This window comes from Pseudomonas sp. Irchel 3F3 (genome assembly GCF_900187545.1).
In the GTDB taxonomy this organism is placed as follows: domain Bacteria; phylum Pseudomonadota; class Gammaproteobacteria; order Pseudomonadales; family Pseudomonadaceae; genus Aquipseudomonas; species Aquipseudomonas fortuita.
Window position 1 is genome coordinate 39,429 of record NZ_FYDS01000011.1, and the last position, 23,783, is coordinate 63,211.

Sequence of the window (23,783 nt, forward strand, 5' to 3'; positions counted from 1 at the left end):
CAAAGGTCTGCTAAATTCTTGTGAGCAAACCTTCATCAAGCAGTTGGGCTTGCGCATTCGTTGCGTTCAACTTCTTGAGGAATGGGTTCATGAGCATGTCTTTGGGTAAACGTATGGGTGCCGAGCTGATCGGTACCTTCTGGTTAGTGCTTGGCGGCTGTGGCAGTGCAGTACTCGCAGCCAGTTCCCCTCTCGGCATCGGTGTGCTCGGTGTCGCCTTCGCCTTCGGCCTCACAGTGCTGACCATGGCCTTCGCCATCGGCCATATCTCCGGCTGTCACCTCAACCCTGCCGTGTCGTTCGGGCTGGTGGTGGGTGGGCGCTTTCCGGCCAAAGAGCTGCTGCCCTACGTGATCGCGCAGGTGATTGGCGCCATCCTGGCGGCCGGGGTGATCTACCTCATCGCCAGCGGCAAGGCCGGTTTCGAGTTGTCTTCGGGATTGGCTTCAAACGGCTACGCCGACCACTCGCCCGGCGGTTATACGCTGGGGGCGGGGTTCATCAGTGAAGTGGTGATGACGGCGATGTTCCTGGTGGTGATCATGGGCGCGACCGATTCGCGGGCGCCGGCAGGTTTTGCACCGATTGCCATCGGCCTGGCCCTGACCCTGATCCACCTGATCTCCATTCCGGTGACCAATACCTCGGTCAACCCCGCGCGTAGCACGGGGCCGGCCTTGTTCGTCGGCGGCTGGGCCCTGCAACAGCTGTGGCTGTTCTGGGTGGCGCCGCTTATTGGTGCTGCTATCGGCGGCGCGCTTTACCGGGGGCTTGCCAAAGAACCTTAGCGCTGGTGCACGCAACGCCCTGCAGCGTAGGTTTCACGCACAGTGCGGTCGTCGCCCAGGGTGGTGAGCACAAACAGGGTCTCTTCGATGTTGTTGGACTGCTGAATGCGGTAGTCCAGCAGCGGCGTGGCCTTGTAGTCCAGCACCACGAAGTCGGCATCGTTGCCCGGGCGCAGGCTGCCGATGCGGTCGTCCAGGCGCAGGGCGCGGGCGCCGCCGAGGGTGGCCAGGTACAGCGACTTGTACGGGTGCAGGCGCGCGCCCTGCAGCTGCATCACCTTGTACGCTTCGTTCAGGGTGTTGAGCAGCGAGAAGCTGGTGCCGGCGCCGACGTCGGTACCCAGGCCCACATTGACTTTGAAGCGCTCGGCCTGGGGCAGGTTGAACAAGCCGCTGCCCAGGAACAGGTTGGAAGTGGGGCAGAAGGCCACGGCCGAGCCGGTTTCGGCCAGGCGCTGGCATTCGTCGTCGCACAGGTGCACGCCGTGGGCAAACACCGAGCGCTCGCCCAGCAGCTCGAAGTGGTCGTACACGTCCAGGTAACCCTTCTGCTCGGGGAACAGCGACTTGACCCAGTCGATTTCCTTGAGGTTTTCCGACAGGTGCGTGTGCATGTACACGCCGGGGTGTTCCTTCAGCAACTGACCAGCCAGTGCCAGCTGTTCAGGCGTGCTGGTCGGGGCGAAACGCGGGGTAACCGCGTAGTGCAGGCGGCCCTTGCCATGCCAGCGCTCGATCAGCGCTTTGCTGTCGGCGTAACCGGATTCGGCGGTGTCGGTCAGGTAGTCCGGCGCGTTGCGGTCCATCATCACCTTGCCGGCGATCAGGCGCAGGTCCAGGCGCTCGGCCTCTTCGAACAGGGCGTTGACCGATTCCGGGTGCACGCTGCCGAACACCAATGCAGTGGTGGTGCCGTTGCGCAGCAGTTCCTTGAGGAAGATTTTCGCCATCTGGTCGGCGTGCGCTTTGTCGGCGAACTGCTTTTCGCAGGGGAAGGTGTAAGTGTTCAACCAGTCCAGTAATTGCTCGCCGTAGGAGCCGATCATGCCGGTTTGCGGGAAATGGATATGGGTGTCGATAAAGCCTGGGGTGATCAGCGCGTCCTGGTAGTGCTCCACCGGGATGCCTGCGTCCAGGGTCGGCAGCAGTTCGCTGGCGTGGCCAATGGCGCTGATGCGGCCATCGTCGACCACCAGCAGGCCGTCTTCGAAGTACTCATGGGAAGCCTCCAGGCCCACCTCGGCCGGGTCGGCGATGCTGTGCAGGATGGCGGCGCGGTAGGCTTTACGGGTAACGGTCATAACACACTCGTCAAATAGCTTGGCTGCGCCGGGAGGGCGGCAGCAACTGGGCAATGGGGCCGGCATTGGCCGCAGCGTCGTGCTGGCCGAAGCAGGCGTTGTAGGTGGCGATGATTTCGCCGGCGATGGACACGGCGATCTCGATGGGCAGCTTGCCCTTTACCTCGGGCAGGCCCATCGGGCAGCGCATACGCGCCAGCACGGCCTCGTCGTAGCCGCGCTCGCGCAAGCGGTGCTCGAACTTGACCCGTTTGGTCTTCGAGCCGATCAGGCCGAACCAGGTGAAATCGTTGCGCTTGAGAATGGCGGCGGTCAGCTCCAGGTCGAGCTGGTGGTTGTGGGTCATGACGATGCAGTAGCAGCCTGGTGGCAGGCCTGCGACTTCGTCGACCGGTTCCTCACTGACGACCTTGGTCACCCCGTTGGGGATGAGCTCGGGGAATTCCTGTTCGCGCGAATCGATCCAGCGCACCCGGCAGGGCAGCGCGGCGAGCAAGGGTACCAGAGCCCGGCCGACATGGCCCGCGCCGAACACGGCGATCTGCGCCTGCACGGCGGCCATCGGCTCGAACAGCAGCACGGTCACGCCGCCGCAGCACTGGCCCAGGCTGGCGCCGAGGCTGAAGCGCTCCAGGTGCGGCGTGGTGCGCTGCTCTTCGAGCATTTGCCGGGCGATGTGCAGCGCCTTGTATTCCAGGTGGCCGCCGCCGATGGTGTCGAACAGGCCGCTGGCGCTGACCACCATCTTCGAGCCTGCGTTGCGCGGGGTCGAGCCGCGCTCCTCGATGATGGTCACCAGCACGCACGCTTCGCCACGGGACTGGTGGTCGGCGAGGGCGTTGATCCATTGGTGCATGATGCAGATCCTCTTCAGTGCAACGCGGTCGGCTTTGTGTAGGAGCGGCGTTACTGAGTCACAGTTTCCAACTCTGGGGCTTCAGGTTGCGCTGCAGCCACTACCTTGCGCATCTGTTCACAACCCCACAGCACCCGTTCCGGTGTCGCCGGCGCGTCAATGTTCGGCTGTACGCGGTAGTCAGCCAGGCTGGCCACGGCATCCTTGATCGCACACCAGGCCGCAATGCCGAGCATGAACGGCGGCTCGCCCACGGCCTTGGAGTGGAACACGGTGTCTTCCGGGTTCTTGCGGTTTTCAACCAGCTTCACCCGCAGGTCCAGCGGCATGTCGGCGACTGCCGGGATCTTGTAGCTGGCCGGGCCGTTGGTCATCAGTTTGCCCTTGGCGTTCCACACCAGCTCTTCGGTGGTCAGCCAGCCCATACCCTGGATGAAGCCGCCTTCCACCTGGCCGATGTCGATGGCCGGGTTCAGCGAATCGCCCACGTCGTGCAGGATGTCGGCACGCAGCATCTTGTATTCGCCGGTCAGGGTATCGACGATCACCTCCACGCAGGCGGCGCCAAAGGCGAAGTAGTAGAACGGCCGGCCGCGTGCCTGGCTGCGGTCGTAGAAGATTTTCGGCGTGCGGTAGAACCCGGTGCTGGACAGCGACACCTGGGCGAAGTACGCCTGCTGCACCAGTTGCTCGAAGCTGACGATCTGGTCGCGCACGCGTACATGGCCGTTGCGGAATTCGACATCTTCCTCGGTCACCTGATAGTGCCGTGCGGCGAACTCGGTAAGGCGCCGCTTGAGGATTTCGGCAGCGTTTTGCGCTGCCTTGCCGTTCAGGTCGGCACCACTGGAGGCGGCGGTCGGCGAGGTATTGGGAACCTTGTCGGTATTGGTGGCGGTGATCTGGATGCGGCTGAAATCCACCTGGAAGATCTGCGCCACCACCTGTGCCACCTTGGTGTTCAGGCCCTGGCCCATCTCGGTGCCGCCGTGGTTAAGGTGAATGCTGCCATCGGTGTAGATGTGGATCAGCGCACCGGCCTGGTTGAGGAAGGTGGCGGTGAACGAGATGCCGAACTTGACCGGCGTCAGCGCCAGGCCTTTCTTCAGGATCGGGCTGTTGGCGTTGAAGCGCCGGATCGACTCGCGTCGCTCGGCGTAGTCGCTGCTGGCCTCCAGCTCGGCGGTCATCTCCTCGAGCATGTTGTGCTCGACGGTCTGGTAGTAGTGGGTAACGTTGCGTTCGGTCTTGCCGTAGTAGTTGGCCTTGCGCACGGCCAGGGGGTCACGGCCCAGGTGGCGGGCGATATGGTCCATCACCTGCTCGATGGCGACCATGCCCTGCGGGCCGCCAAAGCCGCGGTAGGCGGTGTTGGAGGCGGTGTTGGTCTTGCAGCGGTGGCCATGCACGGTGGCATCGCCCAGGTAGTAGGCATTGTCGGAGTGGAACATGGCGCGGTCGACGATCGAGCCGGAGAGGTCGGGCGAGTACCCGCAGTTGCCGGCCAGGTCGAAATTGATGCCGTGCAGGCGGCCGTTGTCGTCGAAGCCCACATCGTATTCGACATAGAACGGGTGGCGTTTGCCGGTCATGGTCATGTCTTCGACCCGTGGCAGGCGCATCTTGGTCGGCTGCCCGGTCAGGCGCGCCACCACCGCGCACAGGCAGGCAGGGCTGGCGGCCTGGGTTTCCTTGCCGCCAAACCCGCCACCCATGCGGCGCATGTCCAGCACCACCTTGTTCATCGGCACGTCGAGCACTTCGGCGACCAGTTTCTGCACTTCGGTGGGGTTTTGCGTGGAGCAGTAGACGATCATGCCGCCGTCTTCGGTGGGCATTACCGAGGAAATCTGGGTTTCCAGGTAGAAGTGTTCCTGGCCGCCGATGTGCAGGGTGCCCTGAATGCGGTGCGGGGCGCTGGCCAGGGCGGTAGCTGAATCACCGCGCTGGTGGGTGTGGCTGTCGAGCACGAAGTGCTTCTTGCGCAGCGCATCGACCACATCCAGCACCGGCTCCAGGTCTTCGTATTCGACGATGGCGGCCATGGCCGCGCGGCGCGCGGTTTCAAGGTCACGGGCCGCAACGGCAAGCACCGGCTGGCCGAAGAACTCGACCTTGTCGATGGCCAGCAGCGGGTCACCGGCCACCACCGGGCCGATGTCTTTCAGGCCGGGGATGTCCTCGTGGGTGATGGCGATGCGCACACCCTCGAAGGCATAGCACGGCGTGGTGTCGATGCGCAGGATACGCGCATGGGCGCGGTCGGCGGTGCGCGCATAGACGTGCAGCTGGTTGGGGAATTCCAGGCGGTCGTCAATGTACAGCGCCTCGCCAGATACATGCTTGTCGGCGCTGTCGTGCTTGACGCTGCGGCCAACCCCGGTGGTCAGGTCCTGGCTGAACAGCTCGGCCATCTCGGCCTGGCTCTTGGCTACGTGATGGTTAGACATAAGCGGTCACCCGGGTTTCGATGTGCGGCGTTTGCTGTTCGATGAAGTACTTGCGCAGCAGGTTTTGTGCGGTCAGCAGGCGGTATTCCTTGCTGGCGCGGAAGTCGCTGAGCGGGGTGAAATCCTCGGCCAGCGCCTGGCAGGCCCGCTCGATGGCGGCCTGGTTCCACGGCTTGCCGCGCAGCGCTGCTTCGCAGGCGCGGGCCCGTTTAGGGATGGCCGCCATGCCGCCGAAGGCGATGCGCACACCGCTGACCACGCCGTTTTCGATGCTGAGGTTGAAGGCCGCGCACACGGCAGAAATGTCGTCGTCCAGGCGCTTGGATACTTTGTAGGCGCGGAACGCCCAGTCATTGGTGGCGCGAGGCACGATGATCTTCTCGATGAACTCGCTGTCCTGGCGGGCGGTGACGCGGTAATCGATGAAGTAGTCTTCCAGCGCCATGGTGCGCTGGCGCTCGCCTTGGCGCAGTACGATCTGCGCGTCCAGGGCAATCAGCAGGGGAGGCGAGTCGCCGATGGGCGAGGCGTTGCCAATATTGCCGCCCAGCGTGCCCTGGTTGCGGATCTGCAGCGAGGCGAAGCGGTGCAGCAGGTCGCCGAAGTCCGGGTATTCCTCGTGGAGTGCGCCGTAGCAGTCGGTGAGCGGGGTGGCAGCGCCGATTTCCAGGTGGCTGGCAGTTTTTTCGATGCGTTTGAGCTCGGCCACGTGGCCGACATAGATCATCACCGGCAACGTCCTGTGGAACTGGGTCACTTCCAGGGCCAGGTCGGTACCGCCGGCCAGCAAGCGGGCTTCGGGGTGTGAACTGTACAGGTCGGCCAGGTCGGCCACGGTCAGCGGCACCAGGCAACGCTTGTCGCCGCTGTTCAGCTCGCCGGTCTGGGTCGGTGCAATGGCCTTGAGGCGGCTGATGGTTTGCGCCTGCTGGGCATCGAACTGGTCGCGACAGGGCTGGCGGCAGCTCTGCTCGGCGGCTTCGAGGATGGGGCGGTAGCCGGTGCAACGGCACAGGTTACCGGCCAGGGCTTCCTGGGCCTGGTGCAGGTCCGGGCCGCTGCTGTTTTTTTGCAAGGCGAACAGCGACATGACAAAGCCAGGGGTGCAGAAGCCGCATTGTGAACCGTGGCAATCGGCCATGGCCTGTTGCACGCTGTGCAGTTGGCCCTGATGCTTGAGGCCTTCGACGCTGATCAGTTGCTTGCCGTGCAGCGACGAGACAAAGGTGAGGCACGAGTTGAGGCTGCGGTAGCGCAGGCTGTCGTTGCCTTGCTCGTCCTGGCTCAGTTCGCCGACGACCACGGTGCAGGCGCCGCAGTCACCACTGGCGCAGCCCTCTTTGGTGCCGGGTTTGCCCAGGTGCTCGCGCAGGTACTGCAGCACCGTCATGTTCGGGTCCAGGGCGTGCTCACTATGCAGCTCCTGGTTGACGAGAAACTGGATCACGGGGATAGCCTCGCAATGGTTTTATTGTTGTTGGGCGGACTCTAAGCAACACCTGTCCAGCAGGTCAATATTTTTCTGACTCAAAGGTCAAGAAATTGCGCGTGTAGCCGCCCGGCCGAACACGTTGCCCATACAACAAGCATAGATCGCGCCGGGCGCGCGGCTGTCTGGCGGGTCAAATAAACCGCCTGGCCCCTCTGCGCGATTACCGCCCAAGTACGCTACAATCCGCCCCTTGTGCCCAGTTCAATGATTTTGAAGGAAAACCATGACGTTCAAGGCCCCGGACAGCCTCTCCGAGCAGATTGCCGATTACCTGGCCGAACGCATCATCCGCGGCGAGCTGGCGCCAGGCGAGCGTATCCAGGAGCAGAAGGTGACCTTGGCCCTCAACGTCAGCCGTGGCTCGGTCCGTGAAGCGCTGCTGATCCTCGAGCGCCGGCACCTGGTGGCGATTTTGCCGCGCCGGGGTGCCCACGTGACCGTGCTGGACGAGCGCAGCGTGCGTAGCCTGTGTTCCTTGATGGGCGAGTTCTACATCCTGCTGGGCAACGCGGTTGCGCAAAAATGGCGCACCGATGCCGACCTGCGCCCGTTTCTGGATATTCAGCAGCGTTTGCAGCGCGCCCATGACCAGCTCGACATCAAGACGTTTGTCGCCGAGAGCTTCGCGGTGATGCGCGCGGCCTATCCGTTCGCCGACAACCCGTTCCTGCAGGAAACCGTGGAAAACCTGCAACCGGCGATGAGCCGTGCCTACTATTTGTCGCTGGACCAGCGCCAGGCCAACATGATCGATTACCTGGACCTGTTCGCCCGCCTGCTCGACGCCGTGGTCGCCCGCGACCTGCCACGCATCCGGGAGGTGCTAACTGCCTACGGCCAGCGCAGCTGCGAACTGGTGCTGGCGGCGCTGGCCCGAGGCTGACCGATGCGCCTGAAGTGCATTCGCCTGGCCGGGTTCAAGTCGTTCGTCGACCCGACCACGGTCAATTTCCCCAGTAACATGGCGGCCGTGGTCGGCCCCAACGGCTGTGGCAAGTCCAACATCATCGACGCGGTGCGCTGGGTGATGGGCGAGAGTTCGGCAAAGAACCTGCGCGGCGAGTCGATGACCGACGTCATCTTCAACGGCTCCAGTGGCCGCAAGCCGGTCAGCCAGGCCAGCATCGAACTGGTGTTCGACAACAGCGAAACCACCCTGGTCGGCGAGTATGCCGCCTATGCCGAAATCTCGATCCGCCGCAAGGTTACCCGCGACGGGCAGAACAGCTATTACCTCAACGGCACCAAGTGTCGGCGGCGTGACATCACCGATATTTTCCTCGGTACCGGCCTTGGACCACGCAGCTATTCGATCATCGAACAGGGCATGATCTCCAAGCTGATCGAGGCCAAGCCCGAGGAACTGCGCAACTTCATCGAAGAAGCGGCCGGCATCTCCAAGTACAAGGAGCGGCGCCGCGAAACCGAGAACCGCATCCGCCGCACCCAGGAAAACCTCGCGCGCCTGACCGACCTGCGCGAAGAGCTGGAGCGCCAGCTGGAGCGCCTGCACCGTCAGGCCCAGGCCGCCGAGAAGTACCGCGAGTACAAAGCGCAGGAACGCCAGTTGAAGGCACGCCTTTCGGCCTTGCGCTGGCGCGGCCTGGACGAACAGGTACGCCAGCGCGAGTCGGTGATTGGCGACCAGGGTGTGTCCCATGAAGCACTGGTGGCCGAGCAGCGCAATGCCGATGCCAGTATCGAGCGCCTGCGCGATGGCCATCATGAATTATCCGAGCGCTTCAACCAGGTGCAGGGCCGCTTCTACTCGGTAGCCGGTGATATTGCCCGGGTCGAGCAGAGTATCCAGCATGGCCAGCAGCGCCTGCGGCAGTTGCAGGACGACTTCAAGGAAGCCGAGCGCACGCGCCTGGAGACCGAATCGCACCTGGGCCACGACCGCACCTTGCTGGCCACCCTGGGCGAAGAGCTGGCCATGCTCGAGCCCGAGCAGGAAATGACCCTGGCCGCCGCCGAAGAGGCCGCTGCGGCCCTTGAGGAAGCCGAGGCGGGCATGCACGGCTGGCAGGAACAGTGGGACAGTTTCAACAGCCGCTCCGCCGAACCACGTCGCCAGGCCGAAGTGCAGCAGGCGCGCCTGCAACAGCTGGAAGCCAGCCTGGAGCGTTTGGCCGAGCGCCAGCGCAAGCTGGGCGAGGAGCGCGAGCAACTGGGGAGCGACCCGCAGGATGCCGCCATGCTCGAACTGGCCGAGCAACTGGCCAGCAGTGAAATGCTGCTGGAAGAATTGCAGCTGTCCGAAGAACAGGTGGTCGAGCGCCTGGAAGGCGCGCGCGAGCAACTGCAACAGGCCACCCTGGCCCAGCAGCAGGCGCAGGGCGGCCTGCAGCGCCTGGGTGGTCGTCTGGCCTCGCTCGAAGCCTTGCAGCAGGCCGCCCTGGAACCGGGCGCGGGTGCTGCAGGCTGGCTGCAAGGCCAAGGTCTGGAGCAACAGCCACGCCTGGCTGAAGGCTTGCGCGTAGAACCGGGTTGGGAGTTGGCAGTAGAAACGGTGCTTGGCGCCGATCTGCAGGCGGTGCTGGTGGATGATTTCGACACGCTCGATTTCACAGGCCTTGAGCAAGGTGAGCTGCGTTTGCTGCAGGCCAGCGGCAAGGGTTCATCGTTGCCTGGCAGCCTGCTGGAAAAGGTCGCAGGTCGCATCGACCTGGCGCCCTGGCTGGGCCAGGTCAAGCCTGTGGAGGACTTGGCCCAGGCACTGGCGCAGCGCGTGTCGCTTGGCGAAGGCCAGAGCCTGGTCAGCCGCGATGGCTACTGGGTTGGCCGGCACTTCCTGCGGGTGCGCCGTGGTGGTGAAGCTGAAGGCGGCGTGCTGGCGCGTGGCCAGGAAATCGAGCGCCTGGGGCAGGAGCAACAGGAGCAGGAAGCGGCACTGGAGCAGCTTGAGCAACAGTTGCAGGCCCTGCGCGAGCAGCAGCTGGACCAGGAAGAGCAGCGTGAACAGCTGCGCCGCCGTACCCAGGAAGAAAACCGTCTGCATGGCGAACTGAATGCCAGGCTCTCGGCCAGCCGCGCCCGAGCCGAGCAGGTCGCGTTGCGCCGTCGGCGCCTGCTTGAAGAGCTGGCCGAGCTTGAAGAGCAGCGCACCGTGGAGCACGAACAGCTAGGCGAAGCGCGCCTGCTGCTGCAGGAGGCCCTGGAGCTGATGGCCCAGGACACCGAGCAGCGCGAGCAACTGATGGCCCGCCGCGACACCCTGCGCGAAGCCCTCGACCGGGTGCGCCAAGAGGCCCGCCAGCACAAGGACCACGCCCACCAGTTGGCCGTGCGCTTGGGCTCGCTGCGCGCCCAGCACGACTCCACCCGTCAGGCCCTGGAGCGCCTGGAGCAGCAGGCAGCGCGCCTGACCGAGCGCCAGGAGCAACTGAGCCTGAACCTGGAGGAGGGCGAGGCCCCGCAGGAAGAACTGCGCCTGAAGCTCGAAGAGCTGCTGGAGCGGCGTATGAGCGTGGACGAGGAAATGCGCTTGGCCCGCCTGCACATGGACGAAGCCGACCGTGAACTGCGTGATGCCGAAAAGCGCCGCACCCAGGCCGAGCAGCAAGCTCAGTTGCTGCGCGGCCAACTGGAGCAATTGCGCCTGGAGTGCCAGGGGCTGGACGTACGACGCAAGACCTTGCAAGAACAGCTGCTGGCCGATGGCTACGACCTGCAAGGCGTGCTCACCACGCTGGAGGCCGAGGCCAGCGAGCAGGGTACCGAACAGGAGCTGGAGCAGCTTGAAGCACGCATCCAGCGCCTGGGTGCGATCAACCTGGCCGCCATCGAGGAATACCAGCAGCAGTCCGAGCGCAAGCGTTACCTGGACGCGCAGGACGCCGACCTGGTCGAAGCCCTGGAGACCCTGGAAAACGTCATTCGCAAGATCGACAAGGAAACCCGCAACCGCTTCAAGGATACCTTTGATCAGATAAATGCCGGATTACAGGCACTTTTCCCAAAAGTTTTCGGTGGTGGCAGCGCTTATCTGGAACTGACGGGCGAAGATTTACTCGATACAGGGGTGACGATCATGGCGCGACCCCCGGGCAAGAAGAACAGCACCATTCATCTGCTGTCCGGCGGCGAGAAGGCACTGACCGCGTTGGCGCTGGTGTTTGCCATCTTCAAGTTGAACCCCGCACCGTTCTGCATGCTCGACGAGGTCGATGCACCGCTGGACGATGCCAACGTCGGGCGCTATGCGCGCCTGGTCAAGGAAATGAGTGAAAGCGTGCAGTTCATCTACATCACGCACAACAAGATTGCCATGGAGATGGCGGACCAATTGATGGGGGTGACCATGCATGAACCCGGTTGCTCACGCCTTGTTGCAGTTGATGTGGAGGCGGCCATGGCCATGGTCGACGCTTGATGCGCGACGATGCGGGCACATTCTGTAGCGAAATGCCCCCGTCATGTGCGACAGACGGTGTAAAGTTGTCTTTGGTCGTGCTAGCTTAATGTCACTCGTTTTTTGCGTGGGTAAAACGCCTGTCAGAACATAGAGTTGGCGCCACGTGTTAAAGGGCTTTGAACCCTTTGTTTTCAAGCATATTTTTATAGAGGCACGGGATTACATGGAAATCGGTCTGCGCGAGTGGCTGATCGTCATCGGCATCATTGTCATTGCCGGGATTCTTTTCGACGGCTGGCGCCGCATGCGCGGCGGGAAAGGCAAGTTGAAATTCCGTCTGGATCGCAGTTATTCCAACCTGCCGGAAGAAGAGGGTGGCGGCGCCGAAGTGCTCGGCCCGTCGCGCGTGCTGGACGCCCACAAGGAGCCTGAGCTGGACGAAAGCGACTTGCCGTCGCTCAGCGCTTCTTCGCGTGACCGCGAACGCGAGCCCAAGCCGGCCAAGGCCAGCAAGCGCAACAAGCGCGCCACCGTAGCGGCTGATGTACAGCAGGGTGACCTGAACCTGAGTGCCGACACGCGCGAGCCCGACCTTTTTGCTGACAGCAATGACGACTTTGCCGCCGACAACACCCGCAGCAGCACGGGTACAGCGCCTGCCAGTAGCGTCAAGGAGCTGCCACCGGCCGAGGAAGTGCTGGTGATCAGTGTTATCTCCCGTGACGAAGGCGGCTTCAAGGGCCCGGCGTTGCTGCAGAACATTCTGGAAAGCGGCCTGCGCTTCGGCGAAATGGACATTTTCCACCGCCACGAGAGCATGGCCGGCCACGGCGAAGTGCTGTTCTCCATGGCCAATGCGGTCAAGCCAGGCGTGTTCGACCTGGACGATATCGACCACTTCAGCACCCGCGCTGTGAGCTTCTTCCTTGGTCTGCCGGGCCCGCGTCATCCGAAGCAGGCGTTCGACGTGATGGTCGCTGCGGCACGCAAACTGGCCCACGAACTCAACGGCGAGCTCAAGGACGACCAGCGCAGCGTGCTGACTGCCCAGACCATCGAGCACTACCGCCAGCGCATCGTCGAGTTCGAGCGCCGCGCGCTGACCCAGAAGCGCTGACAGATCCAGACGAAAGAGCAGCCTGAGGGCGTGCTGGTCGGTTCGGGAGTTACTGCCCGACCCGGCCCTATCGCCGGCAAGCCAGCTCCCACAGGAGTACCACTGCCCTCCAGGCTTGTGGTGTACCTGTGGGAGCTGGCTTGCCGGCGATAGGGCCCGGTCAGGCAATTACCAATCCAGGCCCCAGACACCACCCCAGGCTGCTCTTTTTGCTTTGCAAGAGACCCTGAAAATGACCGCCGAAACCCGTATCCACGAACTGCGTGCCGAACTCGACCAGCACAACTACCGCTACTACGTGCTCGACGAGCCCAGTGTGCCCGATGCCGAATACGACCGCCTGTTCAACGAGCTCAAGGCGCTTGAGGCTGAACACCCCCACCTGGTAACCCCTGATTCGCCCACCCAGCGCGTCGGCGGCCAGGCGTTGTCCGCATTCAGCCAGGTGCGCCATGAAGTGCCCATGCTCAGCCTGGGCAACGCTTTCGAAGAAACCGACCTGCGTGAGTTCGGCCGCCGCGTGGTAGACGGCCTCGACCAGCCCGGTGCGGTCGACTTCAGCTGCGAACCCAAGCTCGACGGCCTGGCGGTGAGCCTGCTGTATCGCGACGGTCAGCTGGTGCAGGGCGCCACCCGTGGTGACGGCACCACTGGTGAGGATATCAGCGCCAACGTGCGCACCGTGCGTAACATCCCGCTCAAACTGCAGGGCGAAGGCTGGCCAGCGGTGCTGGAAGTGCGCGGTGAGGTGTACATGAGCAAGGCCGGTTTCGACCGGCTCAATGCCGCCCAGGCCGAAGCCGGCGGCAAGACCTTCGCCAACCCGCGCAACGCCGCTGCCGGCAGCCTGCGTCAGCTGGATTCAAAGATTACCGCCAGCCGCCCGCTGGAGTTCTGCTGCTATGGCGTTGGCCAGGTGTCCGAGAGCATCGCCGACAGCCACATCGGCACCCTCGAGCAGCTCAAGGCCTGGGGCCTGCCGATCAGTCGCGAGCTCAAGCACGCGGCAGGCATCGATGAGTGCCTGGCCTACTACCGCGATATCGGCGAACGGCGCAACAGCCTGCCCTATGAAATCGATGGCGTGGTGTTCAAGGTCAACAGCCTGGCCGCCCAGCGCGAGCTGGGCTTCCGTGCCCGCGAGCCACGCTGGGCGATCGCCCACAAGTTCCCGGCCATGGAAGAGCTGACCGAGGTGCTGGACGTCGAGTTCCAGGTTGGCCGTACAGGGGCAGTAACGCCTGTGGCGCGCCTGAAACCGGTCAAGGTTGCCGGTGTGACCGTGTCCAATGCCACCTTGCACAACATGGACGAAATCGCCCGCCTGGGGCTGCGCATCGGCGACACGGTAATCATCCGCCGTGCCGGTGATGTGATCCCGCAGGTGATGCAAGTCGTGCTGGAGCGCCGCCCGGAAGATGCCCGCCCGGTCGAAGTGCCGAGCGTGTGCCCGGTCTGTGGTTCGCAGGTCGAGCGTACCCAGCTGGTCAAACGCAGCAAAGGCAAGGCAACCACCAGCGAAGGCGCGGTGTACCGCTGTGTGGGTCGCTTGGCCTGTGGCGCCCAGCTCAAACAGGCGATCATTCACTACGTGTCCCGCCGTGCGATGGACATCGACGGCCTGGGCGAGAAGAGCGTCGAGCAATTGGTGGATGAAGGCCTGATCGGCTCGCCGGCTGATCTGTACAAACTGGAGTTCGAGCAGGTTGTCGGGCTTGAAGGCTTTGCCGAGGTCTCCAGCAAGAAGTTGCTCGATGCCATCGAAGCCAGCAAGCGCCCGAGCCTGGCGCGCTTCATCTATGCCCTGGGCATTCCCGACGTGGGCGAAGAAACCGCCAAGGTACTGGCCCGCTCGCTGGGCAGCCTGGCCCGTGTGCAGCAGGCGTTGCCACAAGTGCTGACCTACCTGCCGGATATCGGCCTGGAGGTGGCCTACGAAATCCACAACTTCTTCGAAGACGAGCACAACCAGAAAGTCATTGAACAGCTTCTGGCCAGCGGCATGAAAATACAGGACGAGGGCGAACTGGCTGCCGAATTTGCTGCCAGCACCACCTTGGCCGGGATGATCGCCAAGCTCGACATCCCCTCCGTTGGCCCGACCGGTGCCGAGAAGCTGGTGGCCAGGCTCGACAGCCTGGACAAGATCATCGCCGCCGACGGCATCGACCTGCGCCAAGCCCTGGCGGCCAAGCAGGCTGACGCAGTGCGTGAGTTCTTCAAGGATGAAGCGAATCAGAAGCTGGCGCGGGACATCGAAGCCCAGTTGCTGGCGTTCGGCATGCATTGGAGCAGCGAGAAGAAGGTAGCCGAAGGCTTGCCGCTGGCCGGGCAGACCTGGGTGCTGACCGGTACGCTGGAGCGCATGAGCCGCGACATCGCCAAAGACAAGCTGGAAAGCCTGGGGGCCAAGGTGGCCGGCTCGGTGTCTGGCAAGACCCACTGCGTGGTGGCAGGGCCGGGGGCAGGGTCCAAGCTGGCCAAGGCCGCTGAGCTGGGCGTTAAGGTGCTGGACGAAGATGCCTTTGTCACATTCCTGGCCGAACAGGGCATCGCTATCTGAAGCCCTGCGCTATCCCCGACCCCAACATTCTGGCTCGATACCCAGATTCAGAAGCTTGTACGGTCCCTGTAGGAGCTGGCTCGCCGGCGATCACCGGCAAAGCCGGTGCCATCCACTGCGGCGCCTTCTTCGCGGGCGCGCCCGCTCCCACAGGTTTGCGCGCCAGTTCAGCGCCCATGCGCCTGACAAGTCATTGAGAAATGATGACTTTTTCTACCTCAGAGGTTGTATCTGTCCTCAAGACCGGTACAATGGCGCCACTCGCTGCTCAGCGAGGCATGTAGTGGTGGCCCCATCGGTCCCCCCGCATTGATTACCCGTTAACCTGGTCAGGCCCGGAAGGGAGCAGCCATAGCGGGAACATCGAGTGCCGGGGTGTGGCTGGTGGGGCCGCCTCCATTTCTGGGGTCGGAAAACTTCAGTCTGCAACGAACGCATTCGTTCTTGCCTGCTTTCCGCCCAATGCTCCGGCCGCCGACAGCTTCATCAGCCGCTGGAATTTCGGGCATGCCAGATGATCCTCCTCCGGGCACTGCGCCGCATGCCGCAATCCCTTGCTCATCGCTTGCAACCGCCTGATTCGCGCATCCAGCTCGTCCGCCTTGGCGATCAGCATCTGCCGGTCGACCTGCAGGTCCACCAGCATCGCCCCTACTTCATCCAGCGAAAACCCCGCAGCCTGCCCCAGGGCGATCAGTGCCAGCCGGTCTGCCACATCAGCCGCAAACTGCCGCCGCTGGCCGCGCCAGATGCCCCGATTACAGCGAACCCCCGATCAGAGTGCGCACTTTTAAGAGAGGTCCGATAACAGTCTAAGAAAGCGCCTACTTGCGGGATAATTACCGCGAATTATCCTACGATCTCCGTCGACTCCCGTCTGATTGTCCCGGTCAACCTCGCCCACTAGGCTTTCGCGGTCGCTGTCAGTTCAGCGACCGGGTGTGGAAGCCTGGGTGGTTTGGCGGCTGTCGATATGACAGTTGTGCGTGGGAGGCCTTCGGGCCTGCCGGGTTTGCCATACCCCTGGTCTTCCACCCCGCGTACAACTGTCACCCTAAGTGTGGAAGCGAAAGGGTGCTCTCAGCCCGGTATGGTGAACTCATGAAAAAACTGGTCCCCGATCCGCCTCACGTCTTCGATCTTCCCCAGGGCAAATCCCTCTCCCGCGCCATCAGCGAAGGCATCGTGCCGTTGGAGTTCGCGCTGATGAATGTTTCCCACTACCTGATGTTCGCCTACAGCGATAGCCGGCGGGCGCTTGAGCGCATTCAGGATGAAGAAACCAGGCAATTATTGGAGCATGGGTTGCGGGCCATGCAGATTGCCTGGGGGCAGGCGGATGCTGTCAGCTTGGCGTTTGAACGCAAAGGCCAGTGATGTTGCGTTTGCAATAGAGATTTTGAGGGTACCGCACAACTTTGTGGGAGCGGGCATGCCTGCGAAGAACATTACTCGGTGGATGGCACCGGCTATGCCGGTGTTCGCGGGCATGCCCGCTCCCACAGGGTTTGCACAAGCTTTCACAAATTGAGCAGGGCAGTAAGTTGTGCCGGCATTTTGCTGGGCATTTCAGGGGCGGGCCACAGACATATTGTCCGGGTCGCCCGCTCCCCCATACCGCTGCACAATCCGCTCGATCTCACCCGACTGCTTCATTCTTACCAGCGCCCGCAACAGCGCTTGTGTCGGTATCGCCGGATCGTTGCGCACCATGCACCCCAAATCCTGTTCTTCCAGCACCGCCAGCGCCTGCAATTGCTGTTCAGCTGGCAACCCCTGGTTGAACCACTGCAACGACAACTGGTTGCTCACCGCATGCCGATACCGCCCGGCCTGCAGCTTTTGCAGCACCAGCAACTGGCTGCGGCTGTCCTCACGGTGCAGCTGGCCCTTGTCCAGCAGCGGTTGCAGGGTTGAATAGGTGTAGCCCAGCACCGTGCCGATAGCCTGGGGTGGCAGCTGCTCCAAGAGCATCGGGGTGTCGTCGCTGGCGCGGCCAACCAGCACGTCGCGCTGGTGAATCAGCGGGATACTCCACACAAAATCCCCCGGCCGGTCATTGAGCCATCGGGTACTGACGTAGCAACGCACATCTATGTCGCCGCTGCTCATGGCCTCCTCCAGGCGCAGGCGGGCCATGACGTGGTAGTTGGGGCGAGCCCCCACTTCCTTGGCCATGGCCTGCATCAGGTCGTAAAGCAATCCCTCCACTGGCTGATCGCCTTCGATGCGTACCAGCGGCATGCCCCAGCTCTCCGCTACAGAGAAGCGCAGTGCCGGCTGTTCAGCCAGGCTGTGGGTGGTCCAGAGCAACAGCAGGGCCAGCAATCTTCGCAAAGGCGTATCCTCCCTGAACAGCGCGCCTGCCTCAAAGCTTAGACGACGCGCGCAGGGTGCAATTTTGCCCCCGCTCCGCTAGCATTAGCGATCTTCCGCTCTATCAGGCTACGATGGTTTTTCGATGAGTTATCAGGTTCTTGCACGTAAATGGCGTCCGCGCTCGTTTCGCGAAATGGTCGGCCAGGCCCATGTGCTGAAGGCCTTGATCAATGCCTTGGACAATCAGCGCCTGCACCACGCCTACCTGTTCACCGGTACCCGGGGCGTGGGCAAGACGACCATCGCCCGTATTATCGCCAAGTGCCTGAACTGCGAAACCGGCATCACCTCCACGCCCTGTGGCACCTGTTCGGTGTGCCGTGAAATCGACGAAGGCCGTTTCGTCGACCTGATCGAGATCGACGCCGCCAGCCGCACCAAGGTCGAAGACACCCGCGAGCTGCTGGACAACGTGCAGTACGCCCCAAGCCGTGGGCGCTTCAAGGTCTACCTGATCGACGAAGTGCACATGCTGTCGACCCACTCGTTCAACGCCTTGCTCAAGACGCTGGAAGAGCCGCCGCCCTACGTCAAATTCATCCTCGCCACCACCGACCCGCAGAAGCTGCCGGCCACCATCCTGTCGCGCTGCCTGCAGTTCTCGCTGAAGAACATGAGCCCGGAGCGGGTGGTTGAACACCTCAGCCACGTACTGGCTGCCGAGAACGTGCCGTTCGAGCCGGATGCCCTGTGGCTGCTGGGCCGCGCGGCCGATGGCTCGATGCGTGACGCCATGAGCCTCACCGACCAGGCCATCGCCTTTGGCGAAGGCAAGGTGCTGGCCGCTGATGTGCGGGCCATGCTTGGCAGCCTGGATCACGGCCAGGTCTACGGCGTGTTGCAGGCGTTGCTCGAAGGCGATGCCCGGGCATTGCTGGAGGCCGTGCGCAGCTTGGCCGAGCAGGGCCCGGACTGGGCGGGCGTGCTGGCCGAAATGCTTAACGTGCTGCACCGTGTGGCCATTGCTCAGGCGCTGCCAGAGGCCGTGGACAACGGCCAGGGTGACCGCGACCGAGTACTGGCGCTGGCTTCGGCATTGCCGGCCGAGGACGTGCAGTTCTATTACCAGATGGGCCTGATCGGCCGCCGAGACCTGCCGTTGGCGCCGGACCCGCGTGGTGGTTTCGAGATGGTCCTGCTGCGCATGTTGGCGTTCCGCCCGGCTGATACCGACGACGCGCCGAGACCGGTGCTAAAGCCAGTGGGGATCAGCCAAGCCACAGCTGATCCTGCAGCGCCGGTGGCAGCCTCGGCCTTGGCCGTGCCGTCATCGCCTGTTGCGGCCGTGCCGGCAGAACCCGCGGCCGCCGCCCCACAGCTGGAGGTGCCTGCACCTGCGACAGCCGACCATGAGCCGGAGGCCGAGCCAGACGCCGAGCTGCAGGCCGAGATCGAGGCCATTTCGGTACCTGAGCCTGTCGCGGAGGTGGTCGACCTGCCGTGGGAAGAGCCGGCAGTTGCACCTGCGCCGGTAGCGGCTGAACCTGTGCCCGCACCTGCGCCCGAGCCTGTTGCCCCTGCACCGGCGCCACAGCCCACAGCGGCAAGCGACGAGCCGCCTTTCGACCCCTCCGCCTACGCTGCCGTAGGCATGGATCGCGATGATGAGCCGCCGCTGGACGAAGACTATTACAGCGGTGAAAGCGACCCGGTCGGTTTCAGCTATCTGGACGAGTTGGCCGAACATGTGCAGGAAGAGGTATCGAAGCCGGCTGCCGAGCCGCTGCCAGCAGCTAAACCGGCCACCGGGCTGGCCCTGCAATGGCTGGAATTATTCCCACAGTTGCCTGTGTCCGGGATGACAGGCAACATCGCGGCAAACTGTACGCTGATTGCCGCCGATGGCGACGACTGGCTGCTGCACCTGGACCCTGGCCAAGGCGCACTGTTCAACACGACCCAGCAGCGTCGCCTGAACGAAGCGCTCAACCAGCACCTGGGGCGCACCCTGAACCTGCGTATCGAGCTGATCCTGCCTGAGCAGGAAACCCCGGCCCAGGCGGCATCGCGCAAGCGTGCAGAGCGCCAGCAGGACGCGGTCACCTCTATCGAACAGGATCCGTTGATCCAGCAGATGATCAAGTTGTTCGGTGCCAAGGTGCGGCACGATACTATTGAGCCTGTAGAGGCCCTGGCCAAACAGGGCCAGTAACGGATAACCATGCGGCTGGCCCTGCGCCGGGCCGCATCACATGACCCAATCGAGGTATACCCCCATGATGAAAGGTGGCATGGCCGGCCTGATGAAGCAGGCCCAGCAGATGCAGGAAAAGATGCAGAAAATGCAGGAAGAGCTGGCCAACGCCGAAGTCACCGGCCAGTCCGGCGGTGGCCTGGTGAGCGTGGTGATGACGGGGCGTCACGACGTCAAGCGCGTCAGCATCGACCAAAGCCTGATGTCGACCGACGAGGACGACAAGGAAGTGCTGGAAGACCTGATCGCCGCCGCGCTGAACGATGCCGTGCGCAAGATCGAGCAAAGCAGCCAGGAAAAGATGGGCGGCATGACCGCCGGCATGCAACTGCCGCCGGGCTTCAAGATGCCGTTCTAAGCGCATTGCGATACCGAAAACCGCCGCTGATATCAGCGGCGGTTTTTTTTGAGCGATTTCAACCCAGGCGCGGTCTGCTTTTTATGTGATAGCAACAGCAGGCCGGGTAGGCTTGGGGTGACCTTATTTGACGCCGCCGCCCCCGCTGGGTATAAACCGCCTCTTATTGATTTGTCAGGCCATTCCCATGAGCTTCAGCCCCCTTATCCGCCAACTGATCGACGGCCTGCGCATCCTGCCAGGCGTTGGCCAGAAGACCGCACAGCGCATGGCCCTGCAATTGCTGGAGCGCGACCGCAGTGGCGGGCTGCGCCTGGCTCAGGCCTTGACCCAGGCCATGGAAGGGGTAGGGCATTGCCGCCAGTGTCGCACCCTCACCGAGCAGGAACTGTGCCCGCAGTGCGCCGACCCGCGCCGCGACGACACCCAGCTGTGCGTGGTGGAGGGGCCGACCGATGTGTATGCGGTGGAGCAGACGGGCTACCGTGGCCGCTACTTTGTGCTCAAGGGGCACCTGTCGCCGCTGGACGGCCTGGGCCCGGAGGCCATTGGCATTCCTCAGCTTATGGCACGCATCGAGGAGCAGGGCACCTTCACCGAGGTGATTCTGGCGACCAACCCGACGGTGGAAGGGGAGGCGACGGCGCATTACATCGCGCAATTGTTGAGCGAGAAGGGGTTGGTGGCGTCTCGCATTGCCCATGGTGTACCGCTGGGCGGCGAGCTGGAGATGGTGGATGGCGGCACCTTGGCCCATGCCTTTGCAGGGCGCCGGCCAATTTCGTTCTGATTCAAAAATGCTGGGGCCGCTTTGCGGCCCATTCGCGGGACAAGCCCGCTCCCACAGAGATATAGCGATGCTTCACTGTGTGGGAGCGGGCTTGTCCCGCGAATGGGCTGCAAAGCAGCCCCAAAAGCCAACTCAGTACTCGCTGAGGGAAAACTCGGTCAGGCAGAAGGTAGGCACCCCGGCCGCCTGCAACCGACGCGACCCGTCCAATTCCGGCAGGTCGATAATCGCCGCCGCCTCGAACACCTGCGCCCCGGTACGGCGTACCAGGTTGGCTGCAGCCAGCAGCGTACCGCCGGTGGCAATCAGGTCATCGAAGATCAACACCGAATCCCCCTCGCACAGGCTGTCGGCATGCACTTCCAGGAAGGCTTCGCCGTATTCGGTCTGGTAACCCTCGCTCAGCACGTCAGCCGGCAGCTTGCCTTGCTTGCGGAACAGGATCAGCGGCTTGTTCAACTGGTGGGCGATGATTGAGCCAATCAGGAAGCCCCGCGCGTCCATGGCACCAATGTGGCTGAACTCAGCCTCGACATAACGCTCGATGAACTGGTCAGCTACATAGCGCAGCCCGCGCGGCGATTGGAACAGCGGGGTGATGTCGCGAAAGATCACGCCCGGTTTGGGGAAGTCCACTACCGGGCGGATCAGGGCTTTGAGGTCGAAAGCGTCGCTGTGCATTGTTGCGGGTATCCTGGGAAAACGAATGCCAAAGTATACCCGCTAAACGCCGGCCTCAGGCCTCGATTGCACCACCGGCCAGCGCACACAGCTGGATCGGGTCGAGGATGTGCACTTCCTTGCCCTCGGCGCGCAGCAGGCCGTTCTGCTGGAAGCGCGTGAACACCCGCGACACGGTTTCTACTGCCAGGCCCAGGTAGTTGCCGATTTCGTTGCGCGACATGCTCAGGCGGAACTGGTTGGCCGAATAGCCGCGGGCGCGGAAGCGTGCCGACAGGTTGACCAGGAAGGTGGCAATACGCTCGTCGGCGGTCTTTTTCGACAGCAGCAGCATCATTTGCTGGTCGTCGCGGATTTCCCGGCTCATGACCCGCATCAGCTGGCGACGCAGCTGCGGCAGTTGCACCGACAGCTCGTCAAGCCGCTCGAAGGGGATTTCGCACACCGAAGTGGTTTCCTGCGCCTGGGCCGACACCGGGTAGGCTTCGGTGTCCATGCCTGACAGGCCGACCAGCTCGCTGGGCAGGTGGAAGCCGGTGATCTGTTCTTCGCCGCTGTCGCTGAGGCTGAAAGTTTTCAGGGCACCGGAACGTACGGCGTAGACCGAGCCGAAATTGTCACCCTGGCGGAACAGGAACTCGCCTTTCTTCAGCGGGCGGCCGCGTTTGACGATTTCATCCAGTGCATCCATGTCTTCCAGGTTCAGCGAAAGAGGCAGGCACAGGGGGGCCAGGCTGCAATCCTTGCAATGGGCCTGGTTGTGTGGGCGCAGTTTGACTGGCTCGGACATTTGAATCGATCCTTGTGGGAAAGCACACATAAGTCGTAAGGGTAACCCACGACACAGGGTGTAGGCCAGCGTGCGCGTTGATGGTGCGCCCTGGCGAAACCCCGGCAGCCGTCCTGCCGGGAGTCCTTGTGTGCCCATAGTGTGCCTGGCAAGGAGGCTTGTCCATGCGGTTGAACGACTCGGTTTTCAGATAACCCGCGAGAAACGCTGGCGGTTGTGCATCGCCAGGTAGGCGTCGAACACCATGCACACCGAGCGCGCCAGCAGGCGGCCAGCCGGCAGGATGCGAATGCCCTTGGCGTCCAGGCTGATCAGGCCGTCGCGCTGCAAGGTCAGCAGTTCGGGCCAGAGCTCGTTGAAATAACCGCGAAAATCGATGGTGAAGGCCTGTTCGATCGGCTCGAAGTCCAGCTCGAAATGGCAGATCAGTTGCTGGATCACCGCCCGCCGTATGCGGTCGTCGTGGTTGCATACCAGGCCGCGCTGGGTGGCCAGCTGGGCGTTGGACAGGCTGTCCAGGTAGGTGTTGAGGTCGCTGCTGTTCTGGCAGTACAGGTCGCCGATCTGGCTGATGGCCGACACGCCCAGGCCGATCAGGTCGCAGTGCCCGTGGGTGGTGTAGCCTTGGAAGTTGCGCTGCAGGGTGCCTTCTTCCTGGGCGATGGCCAGTTCGTCGTCCGGCAGGGCGAAGTGATCCATGCCGATGTAGCGGTAGCCGGCGGCGGTCAACTGGTCAATGGTGGTGTGCAGCATCTCCAGCTTGGCGGCCGGGCTGGGCAGGTCGTTGTTGTCGATGCGCCGTTGGGGCATGAAGCGCTCGGGCAGGTGGGCATAGTTGAACACCGACAGGCGGTCTGGCTGCAGGCGGATCACTTCTTCGACCGTGCGGGCAAAACCTTCGGGTGTTTGTTTGGGCAGGCCGTAGATCAGGTCCAGGTTGACCGAGCGGAACTGCAGGGTGCGCGCAGCCTCGATCAGGGTGCGGGTCTGCTCCAGGCTCTGCAGGCGGTTGATCGCGCGCTGCACGGCCGGGTCGAGGTCTTGTACGCCCAGGCTGACGCGGTTGAAGCCCAGTTCGCGGAGCAGGCCCATGGTCGACCAGTCGGCCTCGCGCGGGTCGATCTCGATGCCGTAGTCGCCGGAATCGTCGTCCAGCAGGTGGAAGTGCTGACGCAGGGTGGCCATCAGTTGGCGCAGTTCCACATGGCTGAGGAACGTCGGCGTGCCGCCGCCAAAATGCAGCTGTTCAACACGCTGCTGCGGGCCCAGGTGGCAGGCGATCAGCTGGATTTCCTGCTCCAGGCGCTGCAGGTAGGGTGCGGCGCGCGCGCGGTCCTTGGTGATGACCTTGTTGCAGGCGCAGTAGTAGCAGATGTTGGCGCAAAACGGCACATGCACGTACAGCGACAGGGGGCGCACGGCTCGACGGCTCTCGCGCAGGGCGTGGAGCAGGTCGAACGAGCCCACCTCGCTGTGCAGTTGCACGGCGGTCGGGTAGGAGGTGTAGCGTGGCCCGGCCAGATCGTAGCGGCGGATCAGGTCGGTATCCCAACGTAGGTCGTCGAGCATGAGGGCGGTCCCCGGAAAGAGCAGCAGTGCACCGGACTATATGGCTGTCTGTAGGGGTGTGTGTTGATTTGTATCAAGGGCGTTGGGGCTGCACAGCA

At 63.3% G+C, this 23,783-nt stretch carries 17 protein-coding genes, 1 other RNA gene and 1 pseudogene; 10 read left to right on the top strand and 9 right to left on the bottom strand.

Translation table 11 applies throughout. The features are described 5' to 3' along the window. The first annotated feature begins 89 nt into the window (after window positions 1-89). Window positions 90-788 carry an aquaporin Z gene (aqpZ, locus tag CKW35_RS22530; protein WP_019472843.1) on the top strand — a complete coding sequence of 233 codons (699 nt, stop codon included), beginning with the start codon at window positions 90-92 and terminating at the stop codon, window positions 786-788. Here the strand turns inward: aqpZ and guaD are convergent. Genes guaD through xdhA form a run of 4 tightly spaced genes read right to left on the bottom strand, consistent with a single transcriptional unit; the run spans window position 785 to window position 6,842 of the window. Then, entirely contained in the window at window positions 785-2,089 is a 1,305-nt protein-coding gene (guaD, locus tag CKW35_RS22535; protein WP_095116913.1) for a guanine deaminase, read from the bottom strand. The genes aqpZ and guaD overlap by 4 nt on opposite strands. 10 nt (window positions 2,090-2,099) lie before the next feature. Next, window positions 2,100-2,945, bottom strand: coding sequence for a xanthine dehydrogenase accessory protein XdhC (gene xdhC / locus CKW35_RS22540; RefSeq protein ID WP_016488359.1), 846 nt, complete (start codon window positions 2,943-2,945; stop codon window positions 2,100-2,102). Between the two features lie 50 nt (window positions 2,946-2,995). Beyond that, complete coding sequence (gene xdhB, locus CKW35_RS22545; RefSeq protein ID WP_016488358.1) at window positions 2,996-5,395, bottom strand: xanthine dehydrogenase molybdopterin binding subunit; 2,400 nt, start codon at window positions 5,393-5,395, stop codon at window positions 2,996-2,998. Continuing rightward, window positions 5,388-6,842 carry a xanthine dehydrogenase small subunit gene (xdhA, locus tag CKW35_RS22550; protein WP_095116915.1) on the bottom strand — a complete coding sequence of 485 codons (1,455 nt, stop codon included), beginning with the start codon at window positions 6,840-6,842 and terminating at the stop codon, window positions 5,388-5,390. Before xdhA ends, xdhB begins: the two co-directional genes overlap by 8 nt. A gap of 268 nt (window positions 6,843-7,110) precedes the next feature. Here xdhA and CKW35_RS22555 point away from each other — a divergent pair, with 268 nt between their 5' ends. The 5 genes from CKW35_RS22555 (at window position 7,111) to ffs (ending at window position 15,314) form a co-directional block, all read left to right on the top strand. Next, on the top strand, window positions 7,111-7,770 hold the full coding sequence (locus CKW35_RS22555) for a GntR family transcriptional regulator (RefSeq protein ID WP_016488356.1): 660 nt from the start codon (window positions 7,111-7,113) through the stop codon (window positions 7,768-7,770). Between the two features lie 3 nt (window positions 7,771-7,773). Further along, window positions 7,774-11,262 (top strand): chromosome segregation protein SMC, encoded by a 3,489-nt coding sequence (gene smc / locus CKW35_RS22560; RefSeq protein ID WP_095116917.1) that lies wholly within the window; start codon window positions 7,774-7,776, stop codon window positions 11,260-11,262. Window positions 11,263-11,467: 205 nt separating this feature from the next. Beyond that, on the top strand, window positions 11,468-12,361 hold the full coding sequence (gene zipA / locus CKW35_RS22565; RefSeq protein WP_016488354.1) for a cell division protein ZipA: 894 nt from the start codon (window positions 11,468-11,470) through the stop codon (window positions 12,359-12,361). Between the two features lie 232 nt (window positions 12,362-12,593). Then, window positions 12,594-14,924 (top strand): NAD-dependent DNA ligase LigA, encoded by a 2,331-nt coding sequence (ligA, locus tag CKW35_RS22570; RefSeq protein WP_095116919.1) that lies wholly within the window; start codon window positions 12,594-12,596, stop codon window positions 14,922-14,924. Window positions 14,925-15,217: 293 nt separating this feature from the next. After that, window positions 15,218-15,314, top strand: an RNA gene (ffs, locus tag CKW35_RS22575) — signal recognition particle sRNA small type. Between the two features lie 28 nt (window positions 15,315-15,342). Here the strand turns inward: ffs and CKW35_RS22580 are convergent. Beyond that, window positions 15,343-15,666, bottom strand: a pseudogene (locus tag CKW35_RS22580) (MerR family DNA-binding protein); the annotation flags it as partial. Window positions 15,667-16,025: 359 nt separating this feature from the next. Between CKW35_RS22580 and CKW35_RS22585 the strand changes: the two are divergent. Further along, entirely contained in the window at window positions 16,026-16,301 is a 276-nt protein-coding gene (locus CKW35_RS22585) for a hypothetical protein (protein WP_095116923.1), read from the top strand. Between the two features lie 192 nt (window positions 16,302-16,493). On the opposite strand, the gene CKW35_RS22595 is transcribed toward CKW35_RS22585, so the two are convergent. Continuing rightward, window positions 16,494-17,261 carry an ABC transporter substrate-binding protein gene (locus CKW35_RS22595; protein WP_095116925.1) on the bottom strand — a complete coding sequence of 256 codons (768 nt, stop codon included), beginning with the start codon at window positions 17,259-17,261 and terminating at the stop codon, window positions 16,494-16,496. Window positions 17,262-17,385: 124 nt separating this feature from the next. Here CKW35_RS22595 and dnaX point away from each other — a divergent pair, with 124 nt between their 5' ends. From dnaX to recR, 3 genes are all read left to right on the top strand, one after another. After that, window positions 17,386-19,455, top strand: a complete 2,070-nt coding sequence (gene dnaX / locus CKW35_RS22600; protein ID WP_095116927.1) for a DNA polymerase III subunit gamma/tau — start codon at window positions 17,386-17,388, stop codon at window positions 19,453-19,455. 64 nt (window positions 19,456-19,519) lie between these two features. Continuing rightward, a complete protein-coding gene (locus CKW35_RS22605) occupies window positions 19,520-19,855 on the top strand; it encodes a YbaB/EbfC family nucleoid-associated protein (RefSeq protein WP_016488349.1) in 336 nt (111 codons plus the stop codon). A gap of 187 nt (window positions 19,856-20,042) precedes the next feature. Then, window positions 20,043-20,645: a recombination mediator RecR gene (gene recR, locus CKW35_RS22610; RefSeq protein WP_095116929.1), complete on the top strand. Its 603-nt coding sequence runs from the start codon at window positions 20,043-20,045 to the stop codon at window positions 20,643-20,645. A 132-nt stretch (window positions 20,646-20,777) separates the two neighbouring features. Here the strand turns inward: recR and CKW35_RS22615 are convergent, their stop codons facing one another. The 3 genes from CKW35_RS22615 to hemN all read right to left on the bottom strand — a co-directional run bounded on the left by CKW35_RS22615 (window position 20,778) and on the right by hemN (window position 23,685). Then, window positions 20,778-21,326 carry an adenine phosphoribosyltransferase gene (locus CKW35_RS22615; protein WP_009683910.1) on the bottom strand — a complete coding sequence of 183 codons (549 nt, stop codon included), beginning with the start codon at window positions 21,324-21,326 and terminating at the stop codon, window positions 20,778-20,780. A 55-nt stretch (window positions 21,327-21,381) separates the two neighbouring features. Next, a complete protein-coding gene (gene fnrA / locus CKW35_RS22620) occupies window positions 21,382-22,116 on the bottom strand; it encodes a Crp/Fnr family transcriptional regulator FnrA (RefSeq protein ID WP_012273416.1) in 735 nt (244 codons plus the stop codon). 186 nt (window positions 22,117-22,302) lie between these two features. Then, entirely contained in the window at window positions 22,303-23,685 is a 1,383-nt protein-coding gene (gene hemN / locus CKW35_RS22625) for an oxygen-independent coproporphyrinogen III oxidase (protein ID WP_095116931.1), read from the bottom strand. Window positions 23,686-23,783 lie beyond the last annotated feature (98 nt).